At 38.0% G+C, this 19,785-nt stretch carries 15 protein-coding genes; 2 read left to right on the top strand and 13 right to left on the bottom strand.

Annotation, left to right across the window (positions count from 1 at the left end; genetic code table 11):
- Positions 1-19 precede the first annotated feature (19 nt).
- The 6 genes from B154_RS30635 to ruvA all read right to left on the bottom strand — a co-directional run bounded on the left by B154_RS30635 (position 20) and on the right by ruvA (position 12,509).
- Positions 20-370, bottom strand: a complete 351-nt coding sequence (locus tag B154_RS30635; protein WP_018613635.1) for a hypothetical protein — start codon at positions 368-370, stop codon at positions 20-22.
- 17 nt (positions 371-387) lie between these two features.
- Complete coding sequence (locus B154_RS0109190; RefSeq protein ID WP_018613637.1) at positions 388-1,158, bottom strand: TIGR02757 family protein; 771 nt, start codon at positions 1,156-1,158, stop codon at positions 388-390.
- 98 nt (positions 1,159-1,256) lie between these two features.
- Positions 1,257-2,396, bottom strand: coding sequence for a cystathionine gamma-synthase (locus B154_RS0109195; protein WP_018613638.1), 1,140 nt, complete (start codon positions 2,394-2,396; stop codon positions 1,257-1,259).
- 66 nt (positions 2,397-2,462) lie between these two features.
- Positions 2,463-4,328 carry an asparagine synthase (glutamine-hydrolyzing) gene (gene asnB / locus B154_RS0109200; RefSeq protein ID WP_018613639.1) on the bottom strand — a complete coding sequence of 622 codons (1,866 nt, stop codon included), beginning with the start codon at positions 4,326-4,328 and terminating at the stop codon, positions 2,463-2,465.
- Between the two features lie 285 nt (positions 4,329-4,613).
- Entirely contained in the window at positions 4,614-11,888 is a 7,275-nt protein-coding gene (gene sov / locus B154_RS0109205; protein WP_018613641.1) for a T9SS outer membrane translocon Sov/SprA, read from the bottom strand.
- Positions 11,889-11,924: 36 nt separating this feature from the next.
- Entirely contained in the window at positions 11,925-12,509 is a 585-nt protein-coding gene (ruvA, locus tag B154_RS0109210) for a Holliday junction branch migration protein RuvA (protein ID WP_018613643.1), read from the bottom strand.
- Between the two features lie 173 nt (positions 12,510-12,682).
- Between ruvA and B154_RS0109215 the strand changes: the two genes are divergently transcribed.
- The gene (locus B154_RS0109215; RefSeq protein WP_018613645.1) at positions 12,683-13,687 is read left to right on the top strand and encodes a beta-ketoacyl-ACP synthase III; all 1,005 of its coding nucleotides are present in this window, start codon (positions 12,683-12,685) and stop codon (positions 13,685-13,687) included.
- Between the two features lie 129 nt (positions 13,688-13,816).
- Here B154_RS0109215 and B154_RS0109225 read toward each other — a convergent pair whose 3' ends face one another.
- Positions 13,817-14,305: a DinB family protein gene (locus B154_RS0109225; protein ID WP_018613649.1), complete on the bottom strand. Its 489-nt coding sequence runs from the start codon at positions 14,303-14,305 to the stop codon at positions 13,817-13,819.
- Between the two features lie 140 nt (positions 14,306-14,445).
- On the opposite strand from B154_RS0109225, the gene B154_RS0109230 reads away from it, so the two are divergent.
- On the top strand, positions 14,446-14,898 hold the full coding sequence (locus B154_RS0109230; protein WP_018613651.1) for a GNAT family N-acetyltransferase: 453 nt from the start codon (positions 14,446-14,448) through the stop codon (positions 14,896-14,898).
- A 125-nt stretch (positions 14,899-15,023) separates the two neighbouring features.
- Here B154_RS0109230 and fabD read toward each other — a convergent pair whose 3' ends face one another.
- From fabD to B154_RS0109260, 6 genes are all read right to left on the bottom strand, one after another.
- Positions 15,024-15,914, bottom strand: a complete 891-nt coding sequence (gene fabD / locus B154_RS0109235; protein WP_018613653.1) for an ACP S-malonyltransferase — start codon at positions 15,912-15,914, stop codon at positions 15,024-15,026.
- Between the two features lie 65 nt (positions 15,915-15,979).
- A complete protein-coding gene (gene folE, locus B154_RS0109240) occupies positions 15,980-16,576 on the bottom strand; it encodes a GTP cyclohydrolase I FolE (RefSeq protein ID WP_018613655.1) in 597 nt (198 codons plus the stop codon).
- 30 nt (positions 16,577-16,606) lie between these two features.
- Positions 16,607-17,023 (bottom strand): 6-pyruvoyl trahydropterin synthase family protein, encoded by a 417-nt coding sequence (locus tag B154_RS0109245; RefSeq protein ID WP_018613657.1) that lies wholly within the window; start codon positions 17,021-17,023, stop codon positions 16,607-16,609.
- Between the two features lie 54 nt (positions 17,024-17,077).
- Positions 17,078-17,488 carry a 6-pyruvoyl trahydropterin synthase family protein gene (locus B154_RS0109250; RefSeq protein ID WP_018613659.1) on the bottom strand — a complete coding sequence of 137 codons (411 nt, stop codon included), beginning with the start codon at positions 17,486-17,488 and terminating at the stop codon, positions 17,078-17,080.
- A gap of 336 nt (positions 17,489-17,824) precedes the next feature.
- The gene (locus tag B154_RS0109255; RefSeq protein WP_026260072.1) at positions 17,825-18,223 is read right to left on the bottom strand and encodes an RNA recognition motif domain-containing protein; all 399 of its coding nucleotides are present in this window, start codon (positions 18,221-18,223) and stop codon (positions 17,825-17,827) included.
- A 303-nt stretch (positions 18,224-18,526) separates the two neighbouring features.
- Complete coding sequence (locus B154_RS0109260) at positions 18,527-19,702, bottom strand: thiolase family protein (protein WP_018613662.1); 1,176 nt, start codon at positions 19,700-19,702, stop codon at positions 18,527-18,529.
- Positions 19,703-19,785 lie beyond the last annotated feature (83 nt).

Here is a 19,785-nt window from a genome sequence, read left to right on the forward strand (position 1 = left end):
TCAGCTATAGAAAACTTTTTTACCACTTTTCCTCATCACAATCACCATCATCACCAGAAAAAAGTTTTCTTGCTCTAATTTTTTCTGCCTGTCTTTCTATTATCATTTCTGCAATGATATCTCCAGCAGATGTATTTATTGAATTTTTTAATAGTTCCTTTAATTTTTTTTCTGAAATGTCTAGCCGATATAAAACAGAAATAAGACGTGAAAAATCATTTGTAATTAAATAATTAATGTGGTCAGAAAGCAGTTTTTTAAATGCATTCATTGAAACGACTTCAGCAGAAATTTCGAATTGAAATTTTTGAAGTTCGTTCACCACTTCTTTAATTATTTCATTTTCTGCCATCATTTCTTTTTTATGCATTTGCAGCCTTTTGCTAACTAAAACTTTTCTATAACACCTAAGCCAAATAGAGCATAATCATACTTAACGGGATCAGTAGCATCTAATTTACGAAGGTAATTTGTAAGTTCGATGCCAGCATACCAGTCAACCTGATTTCGATGCAGAAGATTAAAACGGTAAGCAACACGGGCAACATGTACATCAATGGGACAAACAAGCTGCGAAGGAGAAACATTTTTCCAAATACCAAAATCTACTCCTTTATTGTCTCTTCTCACCATCCATCTCAGAAACATATTTAATCTTTTACAAGTGCTTTTTTTAGCCGGCGTAGCAATGTGTTTTTTTGTTCTTGCCGGCGCATCTTCTAAAGAAAAAAAGTACTTAAAAAAATAATTCAGCGCATTTTCTGTTGTTTCATCCTCCTGTGTCATTCCGTTTATAAAAGCTGTTTCTAACGATGTGTTTGAGTTATAATGATAATGCAGGAAGTGAATAAAGTATAAAAGATCAGTATCATTAAAAGTCCGATGTTTAAATCCCAATAATCTTTTTAAATCAGAATCGTGATGGTTTAGTATAAAATCGTAAGGCGCATCATCCATTCTTTGCAAAAGTTCTTTGCACTTTTTTATAATGATAGTGCGGTTGCCCCAGGCAAATATCGATGCAAATAAGGCGGAAATTTCTATGTCTTGCTTCTTTGTAAAAAGATGAGGAATACATATTGGATCGTCTTTGATAAAAGCTAGTGTATTATATTGCTCAACTTTACTGTCGAGGAAGTCTTTAAGCTGGTCATTCACAAAGGCAAAAGTAGTGAATCGTTATTTTAAGACTTTTTAAGTCTGTATTAAAGCCAGCAATATTACCGGCTTTAATACAAATTATTCTTTTTCGGCAATTATCCAATCGCCTGGTTTAAGTCTTCTATCAGGTCATCTGCGTCTTCTATACCAACACTTAACCGGATTAATGAGTCTGATAAACCATTTTTTATTCTTTCTTCCCTAGGTATAGAAGCATGAGTCATACTTGCGGGGTGATTAATAAGAGATTCTATGCCTCCCAGGCTCTCTGCCAAAGCAAAAATTTTCGTTGTAGTCAATACCTTAAATGCAGCTTCGGTGCTGTCGTCCTTTAAAGTAAAACTCATCATTCCTCCAAAACCACGCATTTGCCTTTTAGCAATTTCGTAATTAGGAAAATCTTCAAATCCGCACCAGTATACTCTTTCGACCTTTGAATGATTTCGAAGAAAATAAGCAACTTTTTCGCCATTTTCGCAATGGCGCTGCATGCGTACGTGCAACGTTTTTATACCTCTAAGAACAAGAAAACAATCCTGCGGACCAGGTACTGCTCCACAGCTTTTTTGAATGAAATATAACTTATCCCGCAGCTCCTGGTCGTTCATCATCAGGCAACCATGAATGACGTCGCTGTGACCGCCAAGATATTTTGTGGCTGAATGCATGACCATATCGGCGCCAAAGTCTAATGGATTTTGAAGATATGGCGAGGCAAAAGTATTATCAACACAAACCAATATATTTTTAGATTTCGCAATTTCTGTAACTGCCCCAATATCTGTTATATTCATCAAAGGGTTGGTTGGCGTTTCGAGCCATATAAGCTTCGTATTTTCATTTATATAATCGCTAACGTGATTGGCATCGTGCATATTTATATAATGAAACTTAATACCAAATTTTTGAAAAATCTTTGAAAATAGCCGATAGGAACCACCATACAAATCATTACTTGCAATTACTTCATCACCCGGTGCCAACAGTTTAATAACTGCATCTGTCGCTGCCACTCCACTGCTAAAGCTTAACCCGAATTTTGCATTTTCAAGCACAGCGAGCGCAGTCTCCAATGCTGTTCGTGTTGGGTTTTGAGAACGTGCGTATTCATATCCTTTATTTTGCCCCGGTGCCGCCTGAACATAAGTAGAAGTTTGATATATGGGCGTCATGATAGCTCCGGTAGAAGGGTCCGGCTCAGCTCCTGCATGAATAATTTTTGTAGCAAGTTTCATAAAAATTTATTGTTACACTTTTTTTATAAAGAGGCTGCAAAGATGTAGCATTTAGTGCAATACAAATTACATACATTGTGCTACACATAAATAACGCCAATCAAAATTATCAGCCTCGTGAGCAGATTGAGGGCGAATCTTTTTCTGTAAAATCTCTTGCTTCAAAATTCCTTTATTTACTAACTTCTTCCGGCTTTCATAAATCAACTCTTCAACTTTTTTATGTTGCATCCATTGTTTTTGCGGTGGCTCAAAGCCTATTTTATCTTTTCGCCACACTATTGTTGCCGGCAAGAAATCATTCATGCTTATCCTTAATAAATGCTTTGTAAAACCCTCTTTGATCTTAAACAATGAAGGCACACTAAAAATAAACTGAACCAGTTGATGACTCAGAAATGGAAGCCTTACTTCCCTCGAGTGAGCCATTGAGTTTCGGTCGGCATACCGCAATAACTCTTCCAATCCAAACTGCATTGTATTAAAATATAAAATATCATTCAAGCTGGTTACAGCAGACCTAAAAAATATTGTCTTATCATAATTATATGAAAAGAAATCATAAGTAATATCAGGATGGTTTGACTGCTTTTTGCGATAGTTATTCCGTAACTGGTTGGCCGCAAGCTGTGGTAGAAAAGCGGCTATATAATTCTTCCAGCCCCACTTAACATGTTGACCGTTTCGTTTTGCTGCTTCAATTTCTTGCTTTGCCTCTTTCCATCTGCCGCCAGCTATTTCTTCCTGCCAGTACCAGTGGTAATATTTTGAATAACCGCCCATTGTTTCATCTGCTCCCTGCCCATCTAATATAACCGTTACACCTTTTTGCTTTGCCAGTTCATACACTTTATATTGGGCGTAGATACTTGACGACTGAAAAGGCTCTTCCTGGTGATATACCAATTTGTTGAAATCCTTAATGAAATCATCTGCCGCAGGAGTTACTTTATAGTTTTCAATTTTTAAAAGTTTAACTATCTCCTCAATTTGCCTTGATTCATCTTTTTCGAATCCTGGAAAGACAGCCGAAAAAGTTTTCTGTTTTGAAGAGACGCCCAAAAGCTTGTTTACTGTAGCAACAATGGAAGAACTATCCAGACCGCCGCTTATACTTGAACCAATTGATACGTCACTTCTTAGTCGATACTTTATTGAATTAGTAAATAAATCAATAAAATTTTGTTTTATAAAATCAACAGAACGATCTTCTATTGTAGTCTCTTTATCAATATCCCAATAACTTTTCAATTCTATATATGGCTCTCCGCCTTCTTCTAATTTATAAAACAGGTAATGGGATGGAGGAAGGGAAACAATGTCTTCAAAAAAAGTCTGCTGCTTGTTGACAGGACTTTGAACCCAGCCCAACGTCAAATAGTTCAGCAGCATCTCATTATCCATTTTTTTATGTACTCCGGCCGCCCACAAAGATTTCATTTCACTGGCAAAAACAAAATCATTATTCGTTTGAGAATAGTGATAATAAAAAGGCTTTTCCCCGAAACGGTCACGAGCGCAAAACAATGCCTGCTGCCGCTTATCCCAAATAGCAAACGCAAACATGCCGTCGAAATACTGCAAACAATCTTTGCCATAACAGGCATAGGCAGCAAGAATGACTTCAGTATCACTATGAGAAATGAAACTGAACCCTTTCTTAATCAAATTGGCCTTTATTTCGAGGTAATTGTATATTTCGCCATTATAGGTAATCGTATACCTATCGAGGTAATGCATTGGTTGCGCACCCGCTTCACTCAAATCAATTATTGATAAACGTCTGTGCCCAAAGCCAACAGTTCCTTCACTATTTAACCAGAATCCCTCACCATCAGGACCCCTGTGCTGTATTGCATTGGTCATTAGTTGCAATCGGCCCCTGCTCACAATTCTTGCATCCGGTGATAATATTCCTGCGATCCCACACATACTTTCTTAATCAGCTGTTTTTATTTTTTTGAAGTACGCTTTATCGCGCCTCCAAACATCCTTGCGTCGCACACTTGTACAAAATAACAATTGCCAACAAAAATACCGAATGAAATTAGCTGAACAGGAATTTTAACCGCATCTTTTGCTAAACCTGATATCTGAAGAGGCTAAAAGCTGACAACATAAATGAACCACATTTTCAACATCTACAAACTTATTTACAAATTTTTACATAAGGCAAGAGCCCGCAAAGCGGGCTCTTGTACGTTGAAAGAAAAATGATTATTGCGCTAAAGAAATTCTTATTTGAACACCAGCCCTGGTATTTGTAATAGGTGCAGAAGTTGATATATAAGGCACCACTTTTCGCTGGTCAAAATAAAATTTAATATTAACACGGTTATTTAAGACATAGTCTATTGAAGGTTGAATGCTTACTACTTTTTGGCCGCCTGTGCTAAACGCATTATCCTGGTCTAACCGGCTATTGCTGGTGGCATCGTCTCTCACGCTTAAGTCTAGACGGAAGTTCACATCGTTGTCGAGTTTTTTCTTTTTTGTAAAAGGGACTTTGAACGGTAGGTTAAACCCGCGTTTCCTGAGGCCGCCTCCGAAAGTCCACTCTGTGCTATTTACTTCACTTAGCTGGTAGTCTATAAGGCTTAAGCTTAATTGCCTGCTCTTTTTATATTGAAAGCTGGCCGTCAACTGACTTACTGTAGTTATATCTACACCAATCAAAGGACTAAACGCCTCCTGGATGGTAATGTTTGGAACAAGGAAATATGGAATAAAGTTTCCTGACACCGAATCTATAAAGCCGGGAGCACTATACCTGTAAGGATCCTGATACAGTAAAGCGCTGTTGAAACTATTCATACCCAGACTGGCATTATATGCGTGTGTAATGCTGATAGCACTAAAAGTAGTTGCAAGAGCAGGAATCCTGGTTAAGCCTGTATAAGTAACTCTCCAGTTGGGTTTTGGCTTAATATTACTAAAAGGATTTGATTTAATAGTTGGATTAGACTGTTTAATTAAGCCAACAGTTTTGGGATCCTGACCGGAATAAGCTGCAATAAAAGCGGGGATTAAAACATCCTGCGCATATCGGTTATAACCCACAAAGTATCCGTCCTGACTTCTGTCTCCCTTTTGATACGGATTGCTTTTTGCCAAACGTTCGGATAGAATGAGACGGTAGGCTTCAAATTTTCTAAAAGTTGTAGAAATTTCAGTCGGTTTATTTTTAGTAAATAATGTCTTAAAAGAAATATAAGAAACATTAAAGCCGCCGGTAGCCAGTGGGCTTAGGTGTTGAAAATCACCGTTGTCAGTCACAACTTTAAACAATTCACTATAATCCTTCGTATAAGTTTTATCCAGGTTTAGGTCGACGGTAAATTCCCGGACGGGCTCAAGTTGAGCAGTTAAGCTAAGTTTTTGATCAATGCTTTGCCGGAACATGAAATTCAATGTAGTATCGCGTGTTATTAAACCCTTTGCTGCTTTTGCATTTAGCCAGTTTGTATCGGGTTGTTTTCCAAAAACAAAGTCAAGACCGGGGGCCATGCTGTTCCAGTTTTGCCCGAGAGCCCTGGGACTGTCTGTATAACCAGGAATGCGACTGCGATAGTTTTCGCCATAGTTAACAGAAGCCCTTTTAACCATGGTTAACACACGGCCGCCTGCTCTTGCAATTCCTGACATTTCCACCGGCTCATTGGCTCTAAGCAAACGTGCAGCCCGCCGTTCTTCCCGACGCTGTTTTCTCCATTTACGAAGCGCAACTCTTTTAGCTTTGCCCGACAATCCTTTTATCACATCTTCCTTAGACGGAAGAGAAGACGTGGGTTTTGCATTTGCCGTACTGTCTGCTGAAGGTTTTACATTTCTGTTTGTGCTGTCAGGAACCTGGTCTAATGCTCTTAAAAAACGGCTTTTCGCGTATAATCGTACAAAATCAAATTCTCCATTTACATTATTTTCCTGGCTGTTTTCTATGGTATTGCCAAGATTAAGCGCAAGCCTGCTTGCACCAATCCAGTTGTAAGTTGTGGTATAACTAAAACGGGCAGTTACCCAATCTGTTAGTGGCAATTTAGCCAATGGAAGAGTATAGCTAGCTATCGCCCTTTGCTGATACAATGTATTTCTTCCTCCACTAAAGAAATTTCTAATAATTGTGTCTTTTTTTGCCTTAGTATCTATTCTTCCCTCAGGCTCGTCAACACGTGCATTATTTACCGCAGAGAAATCCAGATTGAAAGATCTGGACAGATCCCATCGCAAATTATAATACCTGTCAAAAGTAAAAAACTTGTCATAAGTAGTGTCTACTCTTTCCACCTTATTATCAAAGGTGTTTACAATTCGCGGTACAAACTCACCAAATTGCCGGTTAATATCTGCACGGAAACTTAATAAAGAAGGCTGTGGATTTAAATTAAAATCACGGACTAAAGCATACCAGGCTGATTTTGATTTAATGAATTTTTTAAACGGTTCCCAAAAAACAGGTTGATTATTGTAGGTATAGCCAAAGCCTCCACGATGTTTTATTACATCATTTTTATTAATAAGCGGACTGACCTGCTCATACTTAATAAATGAATAGCTAATATCGAAATTACTAATGCTCCAAAGTCTTGTTTTACCGGTAGGTGCTACTCTTACATTGGTGAAATTAACAGTTTTGATAGTTGTTTTGTCAAGAGCAGCTTTTTTGATAGCACTTCTTTCTTTTCCTGAAAAGCCTTTCAATTTATCTTGTAGCCTGATATCAAGATCATATGGGTCGTACTCAGGAGTACGTATTGTCTGGTTAATACTTGCATAAAGCGGAATAGAAATATTGAATTTTTTAGGCAATAATCTTCCTAGTTCAAGATTTGCCGCCGCATCGTACTGCATAAAGTTTTCGCGTGCGCGTTCATTTACCCGTTGCTCGAGCGTTCCAAAACCTGTAGTATAGGTATTTGCTGATAATGCAACTGTACCAAGGTCTGCAAGGGCAACGTCTACTCTTCCGGTAGCAGCATAACCGCCTTTCTCATTTAATTTTGACAGCCGAAGTTCATTAATCCAAACTTCTGCATCTGCAGGAACTCCGTCAGAAAGTTCTGTATTTTCAACCCCGATCAAAAAAGCCTGTACTTCCCCAAGATTGGGATTTCCCTTTATTGCGTACTTCCTGTTACCAATGGTTTCCTGGTAATAACTGCTTATATCCGGCCTATTACTATTTCTGCGCATCTTTAGCTGAACAAGGTCTTGTATGTCGAAATCAAGGTTATTACTATCCGGCCACACTTTTCGCTGATCTGCATCTGTATTTGAGTAGTTACCAGGTTTAGTGACCTTTAACGGAATTTTTATCTCATAATAATTATTCAAAAAATCATTTCCAATACGAATTACGGCATTTAATTGATTATCCCGGATCGGCTGACTTCCTACCACGCTTTCTGCATGCACAAACATATTTAATCGTCCATACTGCCGCATATCAAGATTCATTGTTTTAAAAGCGGCTCTTATATCCTTTGTTTGGAGGTTACGGATTTGATAACTCATTGCCTGTTCATTCTGAAGCAGATTGATACCGTTATTACTTAACTGCTGCACTCTTTCTATGCCCGGAGGAATCAAATAGTTAACAGGCTGGCGCTTACTATTCTCCTCAAGGTTTACAGCAAGCACATTGAATGTAGTGTTACCGCTTGGTGGCACCTGCACGTAATTGCCTGTAGTGTCGAGGTTAAAAGCAAATGTTCTCCATTGGTTGCGTACAAGGTCTAACCGTGCGAACCTTAAAACGACAGAATCCTCAAAACCGGTAAGAAACATACGAACAAAGCGTATGGATTTAAAATCAGGAATATTTCCTACTTTCTTCTCATAATCTTTTATAGGGACACGAAACAGGTACCAGTTTTCTGAGCCAGAGCTTCCGTCTGCATATCTTATGGGTATTCTTTGCCTGTCCGTTATGTATTTGGTATTGCCAACATCCATTCCGGGTTTTAGGTCGATGCCATATTGATAATATTCTTCCGTTTCATTTAATGTATTATCACGGTTTAAGTCTTCATTATCAGGATACAAAGTAGCTGCAGGACTAAATTGAGAATTGCCCGTAGAGATAGGGGAATTCCCCTGTGGATTATTGTAATTCTTGTACCGCCCAAGGATGCCCGTATTTGTAGCATCGTAAGAATTATCACGATACCAGCGGTAATCATCGTTTGATGGATCTTGTTTTGCCCGTACGTAAAGTGGTGAAGTCGGTCCAAAATTATTTAATACCTTATTTAGGTAGTCACTGCGCTTAACCGCTTCTCCAGCATTGTCAAGTCCGTCGAGACCAACATCCTGGTAAGGTCTGTCGGCGGGGTCATTGCTAAACGCCTGGGTAACCTGTATAGGATTAACAGGAGTTTTTCCCCAGGTTGAGGTATTATCAACAGCAGATGGCTGATTTGGAGAATTTAATCCATTCTCATAAAAACGTCTTCCGTCTTTTAAAATGTCTTCACTTATAGAACCCAGGTTTAAATATAATTTACCGCCCGTGCTGTTAGGTTTTTTTATGAAGGGATCCTGTACCCAGAATTCTACAAATTCTACATTACTTGTTTCAAAATCAGTTTGATCAATAGAACGCATAATACCTCCCCAACGTTGGGCAGGATTCTTCAGCTTGCCATTTGCATCAACCTGGTCGGGGCTGTTGTCATAGTTATATGGTCCGATGTCAGTAGGGTAATACGAAAGATCAAAAGTAACCAGTTGATTCTCGCCAAGATTATTTGTCCGTTGTGGAAAAAGTTCCTGGTTAAATACTGCCCTTACACGAGGATCGCTTAATTCCGCTACATTTTTCCTGATAGGATTATTCACACTGTTTCTATCCTGTAATATTGGTTCTATATTATACCAGGCCAGCTTTGCCCTGTTTCTATTATAATCAATACTATCAGTTAAAGCTGCTTCGGGAAACAAATCATTGCCCTGTGGCGTACTGGCCAACGCCCACGAGATAAAAGGAAAACGAAGGTCAATGCTATTGCGTGTTCCCTCAAAATCGTCAACATATATCAACCCCTGGTTACCCGAACCAATCTGGGAAGGATGACCGGGTTTTAATAGAGCGGCCTCACCATAAGCATTAACGGTAGAAATAGCGGTGCTGTTAAAAAAGGGAAGCTTATTAAGAAGACGAGTTAGGCTTTGTGATTCGGTTCTGTAATTAAAGTCAACTCCATACATTGTGTTTCTGATAGGGTCCTCACCATAATTCATTTTTGTAAAGTAGGGCCTTTCAGAAAGACGTACCATACTCGCTCCTAATGATAATTTTTTATTTGCAAGGTAATCTGCACGTAAACCTGTAAAACTTCTTTGCTGAGTCCCAAATCCCGCATTGTTTTCAAATTGTACGCTTACCGGAACCCCGCTGTTTAAAATAGCCCCATTTAAAATTTTAACTGTTCCCAGGTTATAATCAATACTGTAGTCGAAGCCTTCTTTTAAAATCTGTCCGCCAGAGGTTACAGTAACCGAACCTGGGGGAACATTAAAAGCACCCAAAGATATTTCAGAAGAAGAACTTCCTTTCCCGGAACCCTGCATAACATAACGATTTAAATTAGCATAGGTTTGAGCAATAGCTTTAATAGAGTCATATAACTGCTTGTAAACGTATTTTTCTTTAATTGCCAAGGGCTGGCCGGCAAAGGCAAGTGTATCGAGATCTCGGCCAAACGGTTCTAACACAGGAAAAATTATTTTTCCCTGTTGCGATAAAACTGTAAAACCTTCTACAAAATCAAATACACCATCTGGCATGGGGTCGTTTTGATTATTTAAACGGTCGAGATTTAAAATTCTGAGAAGTGTTCTTCCTTCCACGGCAGGTGAAGATTCAGGCAAAAAGCGCTTAAGGCCTCCGCTGGGTTCCTGGTATAATAAATTCAGTTTAAAATCCTGCTGTTGAATGCCCGGAACATCAAGAGAATAAACGTTTTTCATCATCCATTTCCATATTGGCAGTAGCGGTCGCTGTGAAGTTGCTTTTAACAATTTCAATAGCAAAACCTTCTGAACCCCCTGGGTCGAATCTAACGTCACATCCTGCGAAAACTCCCCCACCTGGTAGATCTTACCGTTATAACTATATTGATATGCGACTCCTAAAACCTCATCAGGCTGCAGTTGCTGGTTAAGTGAAACAAAACCTATTTGAGGATTAAAAAAATACTCATTCGGGCTTAGTTTACGTGCAAAGGTTTTTTCATAATCTTCTACAGGGTTCAGGTTTCGCGCTCTTAATATAGAATTAATTAGAACAGGGTTGCGAATGCTGGGGTTGCTTATTAACGATCTGTATAAATTATTTGCATCATTAGAAGGCAAGCTTCCGGCACCATTACCCTGAATACTAGTATTGTAGGGGGCACCTTCACCCAAGTCCATAAATCCCACTACATCTCTTGTATCGGTAGTTGCACCAGTGCGGTTAGTAACCCATACCTCTAAGCGCATAATCTGTACCTGGCTGTTTACGACAGGTAAACTCTGCATTGATTTATTATAATTTGCCCTGAAGTAGTCACCTAATAAAAAATGTCGGTTTTCTTCATAATCATCCAGTTTTTTATTAAACTGTGAAGCTGCGGCTCCCCCCTGCAGTGCAAGTGTCTGCCGTTGTGCTTTTTGGGTGGCAAGCACGCCTGTTAGAAACAATTTACCAAATTGTAATTGTGTTTTTATTCCAAAAAGACTTTGAGCACTTGGAATTAATGTTCCTTTAGAATTGTAAGAGATATTGCCTGCTTCAACTGATTTTATTATTTCATCATCCATTCCCTTATAATCCAGTTTCAATTGATTTTCAAAATCAAAGTTTGCAAGGGTATTATAGTTGATAGGTAGTTTAAGTTTATCTCCTATATTAGCAATAACATTGATATTAGAGTTCATATCAAAGTCGAAACCACCATTTTTACGCGCGCTTTCCGGAAGCGTGGGATTTTTAATGTTTTGTCCCTGGTAACCTGCCAGTATGTCTACGTTTCCCTGTGGGCGAATGTCTACCTTCAATCCATTAGGACCTACGCCAAAAATGCGGTCAAATAATTTATCATAAGTAAACAACTTAGGTCTTTCAACTTTTCTGTTTAAAATACTAAGTGTGTTGGCTCTCTTTCTGAAATAATCTGACTCTGCCTGCCTTGCCTTAAAACGCATCATTTCATCCAGCGATAAATATGTAGGCGTTCGATAATAAGAATTGCCTATTTTTTCAATAATGTAATATTGTTTTGTTTTAGGATCATATTGTATATCCCGCTTTATGTATGAGGTATCAGAAAAATCGAAAGGATTATTTGAATTATAGGTAAACGGATCTCCTATTCGGTCTGTAATAGGATAACGTGTAGTATCATTTGCTTTTCTTGCGGAAGTATCCTGAGCATAAGTATGTGTTGCCCACAATGCAGAAACAAATAAAAACGTGATTGCAGCAGTAAAATGGTAATTAGGACTGATCAAAACTTATAGCTGTTTATGTACAATTAACTGTATAGGCTAAATATTTTTAAGCGCTTTTTTTACGAGATCCTCCAATTGAAGAGAACTCTCATTTACATCTATAACGTTTTTAATTGCTTTTTCTGCGTTTTGCCGGGGGATTCCTAAAGAAATTAATGCATTTAAAGCATCATTTTCTACTTTATTTGTTACTGAAGCAGTTAATACTGTCTCTTGTAAGTTCTTACTTAATTTATCTTTTAACTCTAAAACCAGTCTTTCTCCTGTCTTTCTGCCAATTCCTTTTATAGATTCAAGTAGCCGTGCATTGCTTTGTACAATAGCTTTAATGATTTCATCAGGCTTCATACCAGACAACATCATTCGCGCTGTTGCTGCACCAACTCCTGAAACACTTATAAGTTGTATGAATAATTCTTTTTCTGACAATTCAAAAAAACCATATAACGTCTGGTTATTTTCAGTTATATGAAGATAAGTGAACAATTGCCCATTTTCTTTATTACTTATTGCAGAGTATGTATGCAAACTAACCTGGCATTCATACCCTACACCATTTACATCCACAATTACCTGGGCCGGGTTTTTAAAAATAAACTTTCCTTTTACAAAAGCGATCACATCAAATAGGTTTAGCCGTCAATCAAAAATAAAAGATCAATCGGTATTTTCAAATATTATTTTAACACCCTCAAGTCAAAAACGATAGATACGCTTAACTTCGCACCGCAAATTATTGAAGAATAAAGGATTGATTTTTTTTGATTTGCGCGAAATAAACTCTAAAGCAAGCGATGGCAAAAAAAATAAGCGCAGTAATTACTGGTGTTGGAGGCTACGTTCCGGAATACAGGTTAACAAATAAAGAACTGGAGCGAATGGTGGATACCACGGACGAGTGGATAAAAACAAGAACAGGTGTAGAGGAGAGAAGAATTCTAAAGGGAGCAGGTAAGGCAACCTCTGACCTGGGAGCCCCTGCAGTAAAAAACCTTCTTGAAAAAAGAGGAATAGATCCTCTGGAAATTGATTGTATCATTTGCTGTACAGTTACACCTGATATGTTTTTTCCGGCCACGGCAAACATTATAAGTGAAAAAGTAGGTGCAAAAAATGCTTTCAGTTTCGACTTAGGGGCTGCCTGTTCAGGTTTTTTATTTGGTTTAACTATGGGCGCCTCTCTCATTGAGTGCGGCAGGTATAAAAAGGTTGTGATAGTAGGCGCCGATAAAATGAGTGCAATAACTGATTACAGCGACCGAACCACTTGCATATTATTTGGGGACGGAGCAGGTGCAGTTTTATTAGAACCGGGTGAAGAAGGATTTGGGGTTCTCGACAGCAACCTGAAAACAGATGGAATAGGTGGAAAATATCTACACATGAAAGCTGGTGGTTCACAAAGACCTGCCTCTATTGAAACTGTGGTGGCTAAAGAGCATTACATTTTCCAGGAAGGCCAGGCAGTTTTTAAATTTGCTGTTGTTAGAATGGCTGACGCCGCTTATGAATTAATGGAGAGAAATAAACTTTCTGGTGATGACATTTCCTGGCTGGTTCCTCACCAGGCTAACAAGAGAATAATAGATGCTACAGCTAACCGAATGGGAATACCATCAGAAAAGGTTATGCTAAATATAATGAGGTATGGAAATACTACATCGGGCACTATCCCACTTTGTCTGTGGGACTGGGAAAGCAAACTAAAAAAAGGAGATAATCTCGTTTTTGCTGCATTTGGCGGTGGCTTTACCTGGGGTGCCACTTTAATTAAATGGGCATATGATGGAAAGAGCTAGCATTTTTTGAAAAATTGATTTTTAAAGTTTAATAATGATAATGTTGATTGCCGCATAGACAACTTCTCTGCGGCTTTTTTATCATAGTTATTGCCTTCACCTGTTTGATCTACCCATTTGGCATCAATACTATTTGCCCCTGGTAAAAACAATAAAATCAGTAGCAGGAATTGTTGTTATGTTTAATTGCCTGAGCATTGTTACAAGCTGGCCACGATGATAAGTACCGTGGTTAAATAAATGCAATAGCATCTGATAAACGGGTTGTTTAAACTGGCGCCTTTTTGAGTCCCGGTAAATGAATTCATGCTCCAACGCACCAGAAGGACTTTTTTCTATCCAGGCTGGCCATTGAGAGGATTGCCCCATTAACCCAGCCGAGATTTCTTGTATTGAGAGGTGGGTATTGCCTGCCGATTGAACCGTTTCAACTAACTTTAATCGCTGCCACCATACACTTTCTGCATTCCACATATGCAAAAGTGTAAGATAAAGACTGCTAAAACTGCTTTCGACTGTTCTTTTCACAGTTTCTTCAGGCAATGACAAAATAGTATCAATCATTCTTTGATTTGCCCAAACATTGTATGCTGCGTACTGCTCAAACACCTGTTTCATTAGTAGCTTTTTTATTTCAACTTTCTCTTAATATTGATAAATGTATTTCAATTATTTATATGAAATTTACAACTTTATAAGATAAGCATAACCCTGCCAGCCCCTACCTGTTGGTAACACAAATATCTAAAGAAATTTACATGGAAGAAGTTGTAATCAGACGAGCTTTAAAAGAAGATTGCCCAAGAATATTAGAACTTATACGGGAACTGGCAGTATTTGAAAGAGCGCCTGAAGAAGTCGCTGTAACACTTGAGCACTTTGAAAAAAGCGGATTTGGAGAAAACCCGGTATGGTGGGCTTTTGTAGCCGAATTTGAAGGAGTAGTACAGGCATTTGCGTTGTATTACATACGCTACAGCACCTGGAAAGGCCAGAGAATGTACCTTGAAGATCTATTGGTAACAGAAAAAATGCGGGGTAAAGGAATTGGCCAACTGCTGTTTAATGAATTATTTAAAGAAGCTAAAGAAAAACAACTAAACGGAATAGTCTGGCAAGTGCTTGAGTGGAATGAACTTGCAATAAAATTTTACAAAAAAATAAAAGCATCTTTCGACGCTGAATGGGTCAATTGCAGCGTAGATGTTTAATATGGATTGAATTACTTTGTGCATCTGCGTTTATTCAATCCATATTACCGTCAGAGTATTTTGGTTTATAGAAACGTCTTAAACTAATGATACTTTTTTATAAATGTAGCTGACTGTTAATAAAATTAGCTAACTCCATTTACTATTGCATCCTTAAAAATCTTACTTATCAAACCTTGTAAAACTTTTCCGGGACCGACTTCTGTAAAGTGGGTGGCACCATCACTTACCATTGCCTGTACAGATTGCGTCCACCGAACAGGCCCGGTTAATTGATTTATTAGGTTGCTTTTAATTTCCATTGAACTTGTTACAGCTTTTGCCACCACATTTTGATAAATAGGACAAATAGCTTCGTCAAACCTTGTTGCCTCAATAGCCGATGCGAGTTCTTCTTTCGCCGGCTTCATCAGGGGACTGTGAAAAGCTCCTCCCACCGGCAGCACCAATGCACGCTTTGCTCCTGCAGCTTTCATTTTTTCACAGGCTATTTCAATTCCTTTTTTACTACCGCTAATAACCAGCTGGCCAGGGCAATTAAAATTAGCCGGAACAACAACTTCTCCCGTATCTTCCTGTATTTCTGTGCAAATTGTAACGACTTTTGCATCGTCTAAACCAAGGATAGCAGCCATTGTAGAAGGACTAAGTTCACAAGCCCTTTGCATTGCTTTTGCACGAATACTTACTAATTTCAATGCATCCTCAAACGATAAAGTTTTGTTTGCTACCAGTGCTGAAAATTCACCTAAAGAATGTCCTGCAACCATATCTGGTTTTGGATTGGCAATAGTTGAATAAGAAATTACAGAATGCAAAAAAACAGCAGGTTGTGTAACGTTTGTTTGCTTTAAATCTTCTTCTGAGCCATTAAACATCAAGTCTGAAATTCTGAAACCTAATATTTGATTTGCTTGCTCAAAAAGTTCTTTAGCTGTTGGGCTATTTTCGTATAAGCTTTTACCCATTCCAGTATACTGGCTTCCCTGGCCAGGAAAAATGTAAGTATGTTTCAAAGGCAGTTTTTTTTAATTTAACAATGATGAAAATAATAAAAAGATTTAAAACAAGCAGGCGCCAGTTAATGAAGTTTTGAAGAAATCAGTTTTAAAAATTCACTTCTTGTCGTATTTTTTTCAAATTCCCCATGGAAGGCAGAGGTTGTTGTAACTGAATTTTGTTTTGACACTCCTCTCATCATCATGCATAAATGTGAAGCCTCTATTACCACCGCAGCTCCGAGTGGATTAAGCGTTTCTACTATCGCATCCAGAATTTGAGTAGTTAGTCTTTCCTGTACCTGCAGACGTCTTGAAAAAACATCTACAACACGGGCAATTTTACTAAGACCGGTTATCCAGCCGTTGGGTATATATGCAATATGGGCTTTTCCAAAAAAAGGTAACATATGGTGCTCGCACATACTATATAATTCTATATCTTTTACTACAATCATCTCACTTACCTCTTCATGAAATTTAGCAGAATTTAAAATTGCAAAAGCATCCTGCTGATATCCCTGCGTCATAAACTGCATTGCCTTTGCTATTCTTTCAGGCGTTTTTAGTAAACCCTCTCTGTCAGGATTTTCGCCAATAAGAGAAAGAGTTTCACGATAATTATTCATGAGGCCTTGTGTTACATCCTCTTCATACTCTTCCCTTCTTATATATGCCATATTTATTTTACTATTTTTATCAACTTTTGTTTAATAGACAGGATATTCTACAAAATTTCTTTCTGTTTCATACAGCTTTACCTGCAGTTCCAAATCCAAGTTCAATTTCTCCCGCAATATGTTATATATCACGATAGCAATATTTTCTGCAGTAGGATTTAGATTGCGGAACTCAGCTATATCGAGGTTAAGATTTTTATGATCAAACCGGCTAAGCACATTCTCTTCGATCAACTCACTAAGCACTTTAAGATCTATAACGAACCCTGTTTCTGCATCAGGCTCTCCAACCACTTTTACTATCAACTCATAATTATGGCCGTGAAAATTTGGATTATTACATTTGCCAAAAACCGAATTATTTTTGTTTTCATCCCATTGGGAGTTGTGAAGCCGGTGAGCAGCATTAAAATGTTCTTTCCTATATACGGCTACTTTTTTATTCATAAAAGCGAAGTTTCAAAAAGATACTTTAAGTAGAGAAATATTTAACTATAAAAATCAATCCCCAAAATATTCAACATAAATGCGAGGCGTCTCATACAATTTAACACAATGTAGCTGTACATGAGCCGGCAAATTTCCGTCAAGTTGTTTCCATATTTCCATAGCAAGTACCTCTGTGCTACACATTTTCCCCTGCAAAAAATCTACGTCCATATTCAGATTTTTATGGTCAAGTCTCTTAATTACCTTTTCCTGGATCAGCTTGCTTAAATTTTTAACATCGTATAGAAATCCTGTTTCAGGATTAATTTCTCCCTTGATTGTTATATACAACTCAAAATTATGCCCATGCCAGTTTTCATTTGCACATACCCCAAAAACCTCCTCATTTCTTTCCTTGCTCCAAGCTGGGTTATAGAGCTTGTGGGCTGCGTTAAAATGTTCTAATCTTGTCAAATAAACCATGCTTGGTTAAAAATTTTGTGCAAAGGTAATATGAGTATATTATATACAATGGTTTTATAAGCTAATATTCATTTCGTTAATAATACTAGAAAAATGAAAAAATAGCTTATAAAGTGAATTGATGGTAGCTTTTAGGAATTGATGTTTTGTAGAATAATAAGAGTTTGATGGACTAATAACTTAGTACGTGCTACAAGAAAAAGGTGAAAAATATATTGAAATGGAAATTATTACTCCTGTGAAACTTTTGAAGTTATCGTATAAAATTCAAGACAGTTATTAAAAAGCAAAAAGTCCGGCAATTGCCAGACTTTACAGTTTTTTTGCTCTAAAGGATTAATAACGGTTGTAACCACCACCGCTACCGCTGCTGCTTCCGCCGCCACGATTGCGATTGAAACCGCCACCGCCGCCGCTTCCGCCACGATTAAATCCACCGCCGCCTTCGCCGAAGCTTCTCTTTTTAAATCCACCGCCAGATCCGTCTTTGGGACGTGGTTGTGACTCGTTAACAACAATTTTACGACCCATAATGTCGCTTTCGTTTAATTGGCTGATAGCAGTACGACCTGCCTCATCATCAGACATTTCTACGAAACCAAAACCTTTGCTACGGTTACCGTTAAATTTGTCAGTAACAATTTTTGAAGATACTACTTCGCCGAATGGAGTGAATAAATCGGCTAAATCCTGCTCAGTCATAGTCCAACTGAGGTTCCCAACGTAAATGTTCATTTGTAAAAAATTAAAGAAAATAAATAAAAATCCATAATGAACACAGTGAACAATATACAGAGAAACATTTACTTGAAACGTCCAGAGAACTATTGTGAAACTGTAAAGATCATTAAGGCAGTTACGAAGATATATAAGATTATTTAAGAATCATATTTTTTATTTAAAATTAATTTTATTTAATGTTTTTTTAAGATGAGAAAGAAACATGAGTTAATTTCTTCATTTTAAATCTACTAATAGCAGTTTTTCCCATCCTTATTCATTTAAAGCGTGCGCAAAAGGAAGAAATTCGGTAGAAATTTATAAATTTTCAATTACTCCTGCAATTCCTTGTCCGCCGCCGACACACGCCGTTACCAAGCCATATTTTTTATTAAGACGCTTTAAATCATGTAGAATCTGAATTGTTAATTTACATCCAGTACAACCTAGTGGATGTCCAAGTGCAATAGCACCACCATTTATATTTACTTTTTCAGCCGGTAAATCTAATTTTCTTATTACAGCCAAAGTCTGCGATGCAAATGCTTCATTTAGTTCTATTAAGTCAATCTCTCCGGTTGTCATGTTTGCTGCCTGCAAAGCTTTTGGCACTGCAGCTACCGGTCCAATGCCCATAATTCTTGGATGAACGCCTGCACTTGCACAAGCCACTAAACGACCAATTGGCTTTAACGCCAATTCTTTTACCATTTTTTCACTCATTACTATTACAAACGCCGCTCCATCACTGGTTTGGGATGAGTTACCAGCTGTTACTACTCCGTTAGCAGCAAATACCGGCTTTAGCTTTGCTAAAGCATCCAGGCTTGTATCCTGGCGAGGACCTTCATCTGTATCTACTATAAAGCTTTTCTTTTGTTTTTTTCCTTTTTCATTAAGATAAACCTGATCTACCGTTATTGGCAAAATACCTGGTTTAAAATAGCCTTTTTCAATAGCCATTATAGCTTTTTCATGTGAATGAAAACTGTATTCATCCTGATCTTTACGGCTAATTGAATATTCTTTTGCAACAGCTTCTGCTGTCAAACCCATATTCAGATAATAATCCGGCTCATCTGATGCAATTGAAAATGCGGGAACTGTCTTCCATCCTGCTGTGGGCACCATGCTCATACTTTCTACACCGCCTGCAATAATACAATCAGCCATTCCCATACGAATTTTTGCTGTGGCTATCGCTATTGTTTCAAGCCCGCTTGCACAATACCGGTTAACTGTCATTCCCGGCACCTCATATCCTAAGGCTCTTGCAGCAATAATGCGCCCTACCTGTAAACCTTGTTCCGCTTCAGGCACTGCATTTCCTACAATTACGTCATCTACCCTTCTCGCTTCCAGTTGTGGCACTGATGCCACAAGACCTTTGATAACTTCAATGGCTAAATCATCGGGCCGGGTAAAGCGAAAACCACCTTTTTTACTTTTTGTAACCGCCGTACGGTAAGCTGCAACAATGTAAGCTTCCTGCATGATTGAAAATTTAGAACAACAATTATCGAAACGCGACTTTTTACATTCATCACTTTTTTAATGAAAAAACACTTTATCTACAT

Source organism: Segetibacter koreensis DSM 18137 (assembly GCF_000374045.1).
Taxonomy (GTDB): domain Bacteria; phylum Bacteroidota; class Bacteroidia; order Chitinophagales; family Chitinophagaceae; genus Segetibacter; species Segetibacter koreensis.

What these genes read in the sequence shown, in the direction of transcription:
- B154_RS30635 (WP_018613635.1), bottom strand. Translation starts at nt 370, where the DNA reads ATGCATAAAAAAGAAATGATGGCAGAAAATGAAATAATTAAAGAAGTG.
- B154_RS0109195 (WP_018613638.1), bottom strand. Translation starts at nt 2,396, where the DNA reads ATGAAACTTGCTACAAAAATTATTCATGCAGGAGCTGAGCCGGACCCT.
- asnB (WP_018613639.1), bottom strand. Translation starts at nt 4,328, where the DNA reads ATGTGTGGGATCGCAGGAATATTATCACCGGATGCAAGAATTGTGAGC.
- B154_RS0109215 (WP_018613645.1), top strand. Translation starts at nt 12,683, where the DNA reads ATGGCAAAAAAAATAAGCGCAGTAATTACTGGTGTTGGAGGCTACGTT.
- B154_RS0109225 (WP_018613649.1), bottom strand. Translation starts at nt 14,305, where the DNA reads ATGAAACAGGTGTTTGAGCAGTACGCAGCATACAATGTTTGGGCAAAT.
- B154_RS0109230 (WP_018613651.1), top strand. Translation starts at nt 14,446, where the DNA reads ATGGAAGAAGTTGTAATCAGACGAGCTTTAAAAGAAGATTGCCCAAGA.
- folE (WP_018613655.1), bottom strand. Translation starts at nt 16,576, where the DNA reads ATGGCATATATAAGAAGGGAAGAGTATGAAGAGGATGTAACACAAGGC.
- B154_RS0109245 (WP_018613657.1), bottom strand. Translation starts at nt 17,023, where the DNA reads ATGAATAAAAAAGTAGCCGTATATAGGAAAGAACATTTTAATGCTGCT.
- B154_RS0109250 (WP_018613659.1), bottom strand. Translation starts at nt 17,488, where the DNA reads ATGGTTTATTTGACAAGATTAGAACATTTTAACGCAGCCCACAAGCTC.
- B154_RS0109255 (WP_026260072.1), bottom strand. Translation starts at nt 18,223, where the DNA reads ATGAACATTTACGTTGGGAACCTCAGTTGGACTATGACTGAGCAGGAT.
- B154_RS0109260 (WP_018613662.1), bottom strand. Translation starts at nt 19,702, where the DNA reads ATGCAGGAAGCTTACATTGTTGCAGCTTACCGTACGGCGGTTACAAAA.